Below are 10,293 nucleotides of genomic sequence, written 5' to 3'. Positions count from 1 at the left end.
GGCACCGAGATGGTGATGCCGGGCGACAACCTGAAGTTCTCGGTTGAGCTGATCGCACCGATCGCGATGGAAGACGGCCTGCGCTTCGCCATCCGCGAAGGCGGCCGCACCGTCGGCGCCGGCGTTGTGTCGAAGATCATCGAGTAATCACAGCGATGCTGTGATGGTTGCGACAGGGTATCCGCGCTTCGGCGCGGATGTCCCGAGAGCAACTCGGTACCAAATAGAAAGGGCGCCCTTGCGGCGCCCTTTTTCTATGCGGCACCGGCGGATCAGGGCAGGCTCCGACCAGGGGCCGAAGGCCGTCTTGCAAAAGCTCCGGTGGAGCTTTTGAGGCCGCAGGAGGCGGGAGCCTCGGGTGCGCAAAGCGCGCCCGCCCTCCGGCCTGGTCGGGCGCGGCCTGAACGCGGGGCGTCCGGGCGTTGGTCTGCGTGTGGAGTTGGAATGGGGTCGCTGATCGGAGCCGTCAGCAATCGGCTTAGCGCTTGATCGGGTCCAGCTCCCGGCCGACCGCGCGATCTGCCCTGTCGGTGATCTCATCGAGGCTCGCCTCGAGGCTTTGGCGCAGGCTCTCGGCCTCATCGTCGGTCGGTTTCTTTGGCACCACCTCCTGCCACTCCTGGCAGATCAGAACACCGCGGGAAAACGGCAGTGGCAGCATCTGCCGATCCCAGGTCGGCAGTTTCAGCACCCTTCGCTCGGCAAAGGCGACGGTGAAGACCCGGCAGTCGGTCATGCGTGCCCAGGTGATCGGCACGCCGGACGAAATCCGGGCCGGGCCGCGCGGCCCATCTGCGGCAATCCCGATCGAACAACCCTCCTTGGTGCGGCGCAGAACCTCGCGCGACAGGGCGACATGGCGCTTGTGGCTGGACATGGGGATGGTTTCAAAGCCGAGGCGGACCAGGATCTGCCCGGCTAGCCGCCCGGCGCGCGCGGCCGAGGTCAGCGCGCAGATCCGCCCCAAAGAGGTGTCGAACAGGTAGGGGGCCATGATCAGCCGTTGATGCCAGAGGACAAAGATCACCGGCTCGCCGCGCGCCACGCAGGCGTCCATTTCTTCGAAACCGGAGCGCTGCCAGCGCGAGGTTCGATAGGCGAATCGCACATAGCTGGCGAACAGGGCTTCGATGCTGCGGTTGAAGCGCGGGCTGTCTGCAATACGTTTTCTGAGGCTCACGGCGGGGGTCCTTTCACCCCCGTCATAATCCAGCAATCGGATGTCTGCCAGCCCGGCGACGGGCCGCTACACGATTGCCGGGATTTCGCGCCATTTCCCTCTTGCCTCCTGCGCGGCAGTGGCTTAGGAACTGCCGCACCGTAGGGGTATAGCTCAGTTGGTAGAGCGACGGTCTCCAAAACCGTAGGTCGCGGGTTCGAACCCTGCTGCCCCTGCCATTTCCCAACATCCACGCAGGTGCAAGCTACCGGTCAGAGTGATCCGTGCCGCGAGTAGCGTGTGCGATATTGCGTGTAGCCAAAGCTGCCCCGCAATCGCCGCAAGCGATCGGGGGCAGCTTTGGATCTGGTTCACGCGGCGGCGCTGACTTTTTCACCGCCTGGCGATGTGCTTCGCGTCTTGAACGCGGGAACGTCCACATGGGCCGGGGGCAGACCCTTCAGGTAGCGGTCAAAGATCATGTCGAACCCCTGTTCGAGATCACGCGCAAACCCTTCGGTGTCGAACAGGGGCGACGACAGGCGGGTCCGCATCAGCTTGCCACGCAAAGCGGCCAGGGCCTCCAGGTCGTGCGCCAGGGTCAGGGCCTTTTCTTCATACTCCGCTTCAGTCTTGACGATCATCTCGGGCAGTCCCACCGCGCTGACAAGGCTGGCGCCAACCCGGGAGGCGAATTGGCGGCCGGGCATGGTCAGCACCGGAAGACCGGCCCAAAGCGCGTCGCTGGCCGTGGTATGGGCATTCATCGTGAATGTGTCGAGGAACAGGTCTGCAACGCGGTGCCGGGCCAGGTGCTCTGCCTGCGCGATACGCGGAGCGAAGACAAGCCGATCCGGATCAATGCCGCGCGCCTTGGCTTCGCGGCGCAGGTTGTCCCGCGACAAGGCACCTGTATCCAGCAGCCACAGGGTGCTGCCCGGTGTTTGGTTCAGAAGCCGCATCCAGATGTCGTATTCACGTGGGGTGATCTTGTAGCTGTTGTTGAAGCAGCAGAAGACCACGCCGTCATCCGGGAGCCCGCAGTCCCGCCGGGTGAACTGCTGCCCGGAAATGATGCGCTCCCGGTCATTGACCTGGTAGCTGTGCGGCATGCGGATCAGGTGCTCTTCGAAGAAGCGTTCGCTGCCCAGCGGGCAGGTGACGGGATCACCGATCAGGTAGTCGAAGGCCGTGCTTCCCATGGTGCCGGGATAGCCCAGGTAGGAGACATGCAGCGGCGCCAGGCGCTCGGCGAAAAGCTCACACCGTGTCTCACCGGTATAGCCCTTCAGGTCGATGGCGATATCCAGACCATCGGCTTGCACTGTTTCGATCAGTTGCCGGTCCGGCATTCCGGCCACATCGCGAAAACGCGCTACATTGCGGGCAACGCGGCTGCGCGCCTCGTCTGAGGGGGCCGTGCCATAGGAATAGGCTGTGATCTCGAAGCGGTTGCTGTCGTGTTTGGCAAAGAGGCCGCCCATCAGGTGCATGGTCGCGTGATCCTGAAAGTCGGCGGACAAGTAACCGATACGCAGTTTTTGCGGGCGTTGGGCTGGGCGTGCCGCTGTTGAGTGGGCCGGGCTTGGTAGTTTTTCGTTGGCATAGGCCTGCGTGCGAAGCCGCAGCAGATCCGGGTTGTCCTCCAGGGTCATCATGATGAAGGGAGAGCAGGATACCCCTTGCAGGCCCATATTGCGTCGATGATCGCCGTACTCATCGACCCAGTCCCAATCATTGATCTGCGCCTTCATGTGCAGTTTCTGGGCACGGGCGCGGTCATCGCCGGGATTGGCGTCCAGAACCGCTTCGAAATTGCGAATCGCATCTTCCTGATTGCCGGAAGCCAGCTCGATCTGGCCAAGGTTGAAGCGGGCCTCGGTAAGATCGGGAGACAGTTCAGAGGCCTTTTCGTACAGCTGTTTCGCCTCTGCCAGCTTGCCCATGCGCCGCAGGGTATTGGCGAAATTATAGATCAGTTTCGGATTGTCAGGGCAGAGTTTCGATGCACGCTCCAACAGGTCTACGGCTTCGGCCATCTGATCCTGGTCCGACAGGATATTGGCCAGGTTGTTGAGCGACACAAGATGGTTGCCATCCAGGGACAGGGATTTTCGATAGAGCGCGATTGCATCGCTGGTGCGGCCCATCCGGTTGCAGACCTCGGCCATCGCGGCATAGGTGCCGGGCGCGCGCGGGTTGAGCTCGCAGGCCTTGTTGAGACAGGTCGCGGCTTCATCCAGGTTTCCGGCTTTCAGGTGGCACTGGCCAAGCGTGTCCCAAAGGAAATGCGACCGCCGGTAGGTGTTGAGAAGGGAGGCGCAGGAAGAGGCGGTTGCCTGATACTGTCCAGCGGCAAAACTTGCGGCAAGCTTCTTCTGGACCTCCGTCGGGGGATTTTGTTCGCTTTGCATCCGCTGCTGCAGGGAATCTAGCGCCTTTCGGGCACGGGTGTTCTTTGGGTACTTGCTCAGAATGTCACTATAGACGAGCGCCGCGTCATCCAGTTTCGCGTTGCGTTCCAGGCGCTGAGCTTTGTTCAAAGAGGTTGCGATGGTCATGGAGTCCTGTCTCATTTGCACGCTATGGTCGACCGCTGCACCTTCTGGTGGCTTACCGGGCCGTTGGCATCACAATGGCGTAAGAGAATTAAAAATCGATTGATCCCAATTTGCGTTGGTTTTGTGGGATTGCAGCCGCAGCCATGCCCCGCGTCATAGGGGCTTTCCCAGAGCCGATTGAACTTGGTTGGTGCAGCTCATAGGCTGGTCTGGAAACCCCAAGGGGACCGGCATCCGATGAACGACTCGACTGACACAAATCCCTATTCCGGCCTGCCGGATACGGCCTTTTGGCGCACGGCGGTGGCCGCCCATAACCCGTTGGAGATCTCCGGACTGTGGGTGCCTGAGTTTGCGATTCTTCCCAAGCACAGGGTTGTCACCGCGGGATCCTGCTTTGCGCAGCACTTCAGCCGGGCCCTGCGCGCGCGCGGATACAATTGGCTGGATGCAGAACCGGCGCCGGATCTGCTGACCGAGGAGCAGGCGCGCAGTTTCAACTACGGTATCTTTTCCACCCGGACGGGAAACATCTACACCGCGCGGATGCTGCGCCAGTGGCTGGAGCTTGCGCTGGGCGAAGCGGATCCAGAAGATGCCGCCTGGACAGAGGTCTGGGAAACAGAAGGCCGCTTCCAGGATCCCCTGCGGCCGGTGATCGAACCGGGCGGGTTCCTGTCGCGCGATGAGCTGTTCTCGGCCAGGGCAGCGACGCTGGCCGCCCTGCGCCGTGCGGTGCGCCGTGCGGATGTGTTCGTTTTCACCATGGGGCTGACCGAAAGTTGGCGCAACCTGCAGACAGGGGCCGAATATGCCCTGTGTCCAGGCACGGCTGGCGGCGTCTTCGATCCGGACCGGCATCAATTCTGCAATCAGCGGTATCCGGAGATCCATCGTGACATGACGGTGGCATTGGATCTTCTGCGTGCGGCGAATCCCGGCCTCAAGGTGCTGCTCACGGTCTCTCCCGTGCCGCTCACGGCGACAGCCTCGGGGCAGCATGTGCTGACCGCCACCTCCTATTCAAAATCCGTGCTGCGGGCGGTCGCGGGCGATCTGGCGGCGGATCGCGACGGCGTCGATTACTTCCCGTCCTACGAGATCATCACCCATCCCGCCTTTCGCGGCATGTTCTATGCCAGCAATCAGCGCAGCGTTGTGGCCAAGGGGGTGGACCATGTGATGGAAAGCTTCTTTGCCGCGCAGCAGGCACATTTTCCGCAACCCGCGCGGCAAGGCATCAAGCCCCCGCCCGCCGAGGAGCGCAGCGCGCGGGCCGTGAAATGCGAAGAGGAAATGCTTGATGCCTTTGCAAGATAACCCCTCGATCTGCGTCTTTGGCGACAGCCATATCGCCTGTGTCAAACGGGCCGTCGATGACGGGCATGTGGACATTCCCGCCGACCGGCTCGAGTTCTGGGGCGCAAGCGGCCCCGATTTTCGCGGGATCCATTTGCGGGGCGGTCGTCTGAAGCCCATGACCGAAGAGGCCCGTGCCCAGGTGCAGATGATCAGTGCCAGCGGGCGCGACAGTCTTGGTGCCGGGGATTTTGACGCTTTCCTGTTTGTCGGCAGCCGGTTGCGCTCTCATAGCTATATCGTGCCGATGCTGTGGCGAGCCCGGGATGAGGCGGGATACCTCAGCCAGGCGGTGCGCGATGCGGTGCTGGATCGCTGGCTGACCGGCTGCCGGGCCTATCGCGCGGCCCGTGCCTTTGCCGCCACCGGCAAGTCGCGGGTGTTCTTCTCACCGGCGTCTTTCATGAACGACCAGATCATGGACGAAAAGACGATCGCCAGGACGATCAACCAAGAGGCCAGCGCCAGCGCGCGCGCGGATCTGTGGAACGGGGTGGCGCAGCGCATGGGCCGCGACGGGGTGACGCTGATTGCCCAGCCCGAGCAAACCGTGACGCGCGGTTGCCTGACCAAGATCGACTACGCATCAGAGCGCGCCGTAGAGATGCGCGATCCGGTGCACAAGAATGGCGCCTATGGCGCGCTGATACTGGAGCAGCTGTTTTTGCAGCTGGAGAGTGAAGCCGTCGGCAGCCAGCCCCGCGCCGATACCCCGGCCGATACCCCGACCGAGGCCTAAACCGGCGCGGCGGGGCTTGAATTTGCTGCGCGCAGCGGCTAAATCCCGGCGAACCTGCCAGCAGAGAGATCCCGCCACATGGCCATGACAAATCCAGTTCAGTTCATCCAGCAAGTCCGCGCTGAGGTCAGCAAGGTCGTCTGGCCGACCCGTCGCGAGGTCCTGCTGACCACGGTGATGGTCTTTATCATGGCAGCGCTGACTGCGGCCTTCTTTGCCCTGGTGGACCTGCTGATCCGCTTTGGCCTGACCGGGCTCTTGGGGATGTTCGGCTGATCCCATCGGGGGCGGCGGCTTGCGGTGCGCCAAAAGCTGCGCTGCCTCTTGATCTCGCTTCCGCCTGAGGGTAGTTCAGCCGATAACTCTGACATGGGCGTGCGGCGAATCGTGTTGCGCGCCGATTTTTGTTAGGGCCACGGCCCCTGGCCGAAACGGAATTATGATGAAGGCGGCGCATAGCGCCCGGCAAAACAAGGACGATCAGGCTCATGGCGAAACGGTGGTATTCGGTCAGCGTTCTTTCGAACTTCGAAAAGAAAATCGCAGAGCAGATCCGCACCTCGGTTGCCGAACACGGCCTTGAGGACGAGATCGACGAAGTTCTGGTCCCCACCGAAGAGGTGATCGAGGTCCGCCGCGGCAAGAAGGTCACCACCGAGCGCCGCTTCATGCCCGGCTACGTGCTGGTGCATATGGAAATGTCCGACCAGGGCTATCACCTGATCAACTCGATCAACCGCGTCACCGGCTTCCTGGGTCCGCAGGGCCGCCCGATGCCGATGCGCGATGCCGAGGTAAAGGGCATCCTGGGCCGCGTCGAAGAGGGCGTCGAAGCGCCGCGCACGCTCATCTCATTTGAGGTCGGCGAGAAGGTCAAGGTCAACGACGGCCCCTTCGAGGATTTCGACGGCATGGTCGAAGGCGTGGACGACGAGAACCAGAAGCTCAAGGTCACCGTGTCGATCTTCGGCCGCGAAACCCCGGTCGAGCTGGACTTCACCCAGGTCACCAAGCAGGGCTGATCACCCTCGCAATTGAAATTGAGGGCGCCGTGTTGCTTCGTGCAGCGCGGCGTTTCTCTTTGTCTTGCGTCGATTGCAGCTTTGCGGAGCTATGCTGACGTCTGGCTTGTCCCGACCTTTGACTGCGTTTCGCGCAAAGAGGCTTGTCCAGACGACACATCATTGGCAGTTTGCACCTATTGGCGTTCCACTTGGGGCACGTCTAACAAGGCAAGATCCTCATGTCCCGTTCGCCTACAGTGCCGGATCACTCTTCAATGAGTTCCGCCCCCACTCGCCCTTGGTTGGTTCTGGCCGGTCTGGCGCTCGGCGTCACAGTGACAAACGGATTTGCCCGGTTTGCCTATGGTCTGCTCCTGCCCGCGATGAAGTCCGAGCTGGGGTGGAATTATGCGCAAGCCGGCTGGTTGAACACCGCGAACGCGCTTGGCTATATCGCCGGGGCGGTCCTGACGATGTTCCTGATCCGGCAGGTCTCGCCGTCTCGCCTGTTTGCCTTTGGTCTGATCACGACCACGCTGGCGCTTCTGGCCACCGGGCTCAACGCGGCGCTGTGGTGGCAGACGCTCTGGCGCATTCTGGCGGGCATCTTTGGCGCGATGTCGTTTTCAACCGCAGGCGCCCTGGCTGCCGGGCTGTTTCAGGGCGACCCTCGCCGCAATGCGCTGGCCATTGCAATCCTGTTCGGCTCGGGTGGGGGGCTGGGCATCGTGCTGGCCGGGGCCTCGTTGCCGCTGATGCTTGACGCGTTTGGCCCCGGGTCCTGGCCGATGGGGTGGATTGTGATCGGTGCGGTCAGCCTGTCGTTCTTGCCGCTTGGGCTTTGGGCCGCCTTGCAGCTGCGCCCCGCCGCCCAATCACAGACCAAGGCCACCCCTTTGCCGGTGCGCAGTATGCTTCCGGAATTGGCCGGCTACGCAGGGTTCGGGCTGGGCTACATTGTCTATCTCACCTTTTTGTCCGAGTGGATGACGGGGCAGGCGGCAGGTGCTGGCTTCATCGCGCTGGTCTGGGTCATCCTTGGCCTGTGCATCTGTGTCTCGCCGATCGTTTGGCGTCCTGTTCTGGCACGCTTCCGCTCGGGATTGCCGCTGGCGTTGATCCTGTCCGGCATCGCCATCGGATCAGCCTTGCCTGTCGTTCTTCCCAGCGGGTCGGCGCTGCTGATCTCGGCGGTGGTATTCGGCCTGTCGGTCTTCATGGCCCCCGGTGCGGTCACCAATTTTTCCCGACAGAACCTGCCTCCAGAAAGCTGGGGTCGCGCGATCAGCCTGTTTACAGTCGTTTTCGCCGTGGCCCAGACCCTCGGCCCCTATGGCGCCGGTTTGGTTGGAGATGTGTTCGACAATATCGGCATCAGCCTTCTGGCTGCGGCCGGTCTGTTGCTGGGGGGGGCGGTCTTCGCCCTGATGCAAAGACCGCTGTAGCCTGGCCGTGCCCTGACCGGTCAGATCGCGCCGGATCGGACTTTGGCCGCAAGCTCGGATACCAGCTCGGCGATTGTCTCGGAGGCTTCGGCCCGCATCGCGCAAAAGCAAATGCCGGCCAGGCCGCTGTTCAAGTGGCGTGTCAGTTTTGCTGGGTCCGCGCCTTTCGGCAATTCACCCGCTTCGATGGCCGATTGAAAGGCAGCCTCGAACACCCTGTCGTTGGCCTCCAGCAGCTTGATCATCTGGCTGCGGATTTCGCTGTCTTCCGCGCCAAGCTCGAGCGCGGTCTTGACCATGAAGCAGGTTCGGATCGGCGCCTGGGCATTGGACAGCGGATGCACCTGTTCGATGAAGGCCGCCAGCCCGTCCAGGTGGGACGATGCCTGTTCCATCACGCGCGCGCGTTCGGCGTTCAGCCAGTCGCTGTAGCGCTGCATGCTCAGGGCAAAGAGCTTCGCCTTGCTGCCAAAAGCCGCATAAAGCGATCCGGGATGCATCCCGGTGACGCGTTCCAGGTCTTTCAGGGAGGTCGAGGCAAACCCATGCGCCCAGAACTGTCGCATGGCGTTGTTCAGCGCCGCGTCCTTGTCGTGATTCATGCTCATGGCCGGATGATACCCGTCTGGACAGGCGAGGCCAATCTCACATTTGAGTGATTGCTCAAGTGCCACCTTGAGCGATCGCTCAAGTTACCTATGTTTGCCCTACACACACCAGATCCAAAGGACTTCACGATGACCCACTTCCCCCGCCATACCGCCGAAACCGCCCCGGACGCCGCAAAGGACCGCTTGGTTGCCTCTGAAAAGGCCTTCGGGTTTCTGCCGGGGCTCTATCAGGTGATGGCCGATGTGCCGCAGCTTCTGGAGATCTACCAGCGCACGCATGAGGCCTTCATGAACACCAGTTTCAACACCGCGGAACTGACCGTTGTCTGGCAGACCATCAACGTCGAACATGAATGCCACTATTGCGTGCCGGCCCACACCGGGATTGCCCATTCCATGAACGTGGATGCCGATGTGATCGAGGCGCTGCGCAACGAGACACCGCTGGCCGATCCCAAGCTGGAAGCCCTGCGCAGCTTTACCCTGGCGTTGGTGCGCGGTCGCGGCAATGTCACCCAGGCTGAATCCGAGGCCTTCTATGCGGCGGGATATGGCTCGCGGCAGGTGTTGGAAATCATCCTGGGTCTCTCGCAGAAAGTCCTCAGCAACTACACCAACCACGTAGCCCAGACCGCCGTTGACCCCGCGTTCCAGGCCTTTGCCTGGGAGAAGGCGGACAAGGCGGCCTGAGGTCATCCAAGGCTTGTGCCATCTTCGAAGGCCTCTGCCCTGTCGGTGGGGGCCTTTCCTGTGCCTGCGGCGCGGTCGCATGATCCGCAGATGTGGCCGTGGGTATAGGGGAGGGCAGGGGCGGTGACGGCCTTTGCATTGTTCCCTTGCCAATTCATCGAAACAGGCGTAGATGCCCCCTCTATCGTCTTCGGGCGAGATTCTCTCGTGGGAGGTTGATGGGTCGCGACCCTGATACCGCACCACGCAACACAGAACCGGGTGGAACGCGTTTCGCCCCAGTTGAAAGGAACACCAGATGGCCAAGAAGCTTGCTGGTACGATGAAGCTGCAGGTTCCTGCAGGTCAAGCCAACCCCTCCCCGCCGGTCGGCCCGGCGCTGGGTCAGCGCGGCATCAACATCATGGAATTCTGCAAGGCGTTTAACGCCAAGACGCAGGAAATGGAGCCCGGCGCGCCGTGCCCGACCGTGATCACCTACTATCAGGACAAGTCCTTCACCATGGACATCAAGACGCCGCCCGCGTCTTACTACCTGAAGAAGGCCGCCAAGGTGAAATCCGGTGCGAACAACCCGTCCCGTGAGACCGTCGGCACCGTGACCGTTGCACAGGTCCGTGAGATCGCCGAAGCGAAGATGAAAGATCTGAGCGCCAACGACGTTGAAGCGGCGATGCAGATCATCCTGGGCTCTGCCCGCTCCATGGGCATCGAGGTGAAGTAAG

Annotated in this window: 11 protein-coding genes and 1 tRNA gene; 9 read left to right on the top strand and 3 right to left on the bottom strand. The window is 62.1% G+C overall.

The features are described 5' to 3' along the window. On the top strand, positions 1-147 hold a 147-nt coding region (locus PXK07_RS17405; protein WP_446728399.1), incomplete at its 5' end, for an EF-Tu C-terminal domain-related protein. Positions 148-478: 331 nt separating this feature from the next. Here PXK07_RS17405 and PXK07_RS17400 read toward each other — a convergent pair. Continuing rightward, positions 479-1,180, bottom strand: a complete 702-nt coding sequence (locus PXK07_RS17400) for a lysophospholipid acyltransferase family protein (protein ID WP_274849616.1) — start codon at positions 1,178-1,180, stop codon at positions 479-481. 142 nt (positions 1,181-1,322) lie between these two features. Between PXK07_RS17400 and PXK07_RS17395 the strand changes: the two genes are divergently transcribed. Next, positions 1,323-1,398 (top strand) — tRNA-Trp (locus PXK07_RS17395). Between the two features lie 132 nt (positions 1,399-1,530). Here PXK07_RS17395 and PXK07_RS17390 read toward each other — a convergent pair. Beyond that, positions 1,531-3,720 carry an O-linked N-acetylglucosamine transferase, SPINDLY family protein gene (locus tag PXK07_RS17390; RefSeq protein WP_274849615.1) on the bottom strand — a complete coding sequence of 730 codons (2,190 nt, stop codon included), beginning with the start codon at positions 3,718-3,720 and terminating at the stop codon, positions 1,531-1,533. Positions 3,721-3,957: 237 nt separating this feature from the next. Here PXK07_RS17390 and PXK07_RS17385 point away from each other — a divergent pair, with 237 nt between their 5' ends. The 5 genes from PXK07_RS17385 to PXK07_RS17365 all read left to right on the top strand — a co-directional run bounded on the left by PXK07_RS17385 (position 3,958) and on the right by PXK07_RS17365 (position 8,267). Next, entirely contained in the window at positions 3,958-5,040 is a 1,083-nt protein-coding gene (locus PXK07_RS17385; protein ID WP_274849614.1) for a GSCFA domain-containing protein, read from the top strand. After that, positions 5,024-5,818, top strand: a complete 795-nt coding sequence (locus PXK07_RS17380; RefSeq protein WP_274849613.1) for a hypothetical protein — start codon at positions 5,024-5,026, stop codon at positions 5,816-5,818. The genes PXK07_RS17385 and PXK07_RS17380 overlap by 17 nt, the downstream gene beginning before the upstream one ends. A 78-nt stretch (positions 5,819-5,896) precedes the next feature. Then, positions 5,897-6,094, top strand: a complete 198-nt coding sequence (gene secE, locus PXK07_RS17375; protein WP_274849612.1) for a preprotein translocase subunit SecE — start codon at positions 5,897-5,899, stop codon at positions 6,092-6,094. A 212-nt stretch (positions 6,095-6,306) separates the two neighbouring features. Beyond that, positions 6,307-6,840 (top strand): transcription termination/antitermination protein NusG, encoded by a 534-nt coding sequence (gene nusG / locus PXK07_RS17370; protein WP_274849611.1) that lies wholly within the window; start codon positions 6,307-6,309, stop codon positions 6,838-6,840. A 257-nt stretch (positions 6,841-7,097) separates the two neighbouring features. Beyond that, positions 7,098-8,267 (top strand): YbfB/YjiJ family MFS transporter, encoded by a 1,170-nt coding sequence (locus tag PXK07_RS17365; protein ID WP_274849610.1) that lies wholly within the window; start codon positions 7,098-7,100, stop codon positions 8,265-8,267. A gap of 20 nt (positions 8,268-8,287) precedes the next feature. Here the strand turns inward: PXK07_RS17365 and PXK07_RS17360 are convergent, their stop codons facing one another. Beyond that, positions 8,288-8,875 (bottom strand): TetR/AcrR family transcriptional regulator, encoded by a 588-nt coding sequence (locus tag PXK07_RS17360; protein ID WP_274849609.1) that lies wholly within the window; start codon positions 8,873-8,875, stop codon positions 8,288-8,290. Positions 8,876-9,004: 129 nt separating this feature from the next. On the opposite strand from PXK07_RS17360, the gene PXK07_RS17355 reads away from it, so the two are divergent. Further along, positions 9,005-9,568: a carboxymuconolactone decarboxylase family protein gene (locus tag PXK07_RS17355; protein ID WP_274849608.1), complete on the top strand. Its 564-nt coding sequence runs from the start codon at positions 9,005-9,007 to the stop codon at positions 9,566-9,568. 298 nt (positions 9,569-9,866) lie between these two features. Continuing rightward, a complete protein-coding gene (gene rplK / locus PXK07_RS17350; RefSeq protein ID WP_274849607.1) occupies positions 9,867-10,292 on the top strand; it encodes a 50S ribosomal protein L11 in 426 nt (141 codons plus the stop codon). Position 10,293: the final 1 nt, after the last annotated feature.

Source organism: Phaeobacter sp. QD34_24, from assembly GCF_028890115.1.
Lineage (GTDB): Bacteria > Pseudomonadota > Alphaproteobacteria > Rhodobacterales > Rhodobacteraceae > Phycobacter.
The sequence above is the reverse complement of the archived record's forward strand: the minus strand, read 5'-3'. Positions and strand labels throughout refer to the sequence as shown.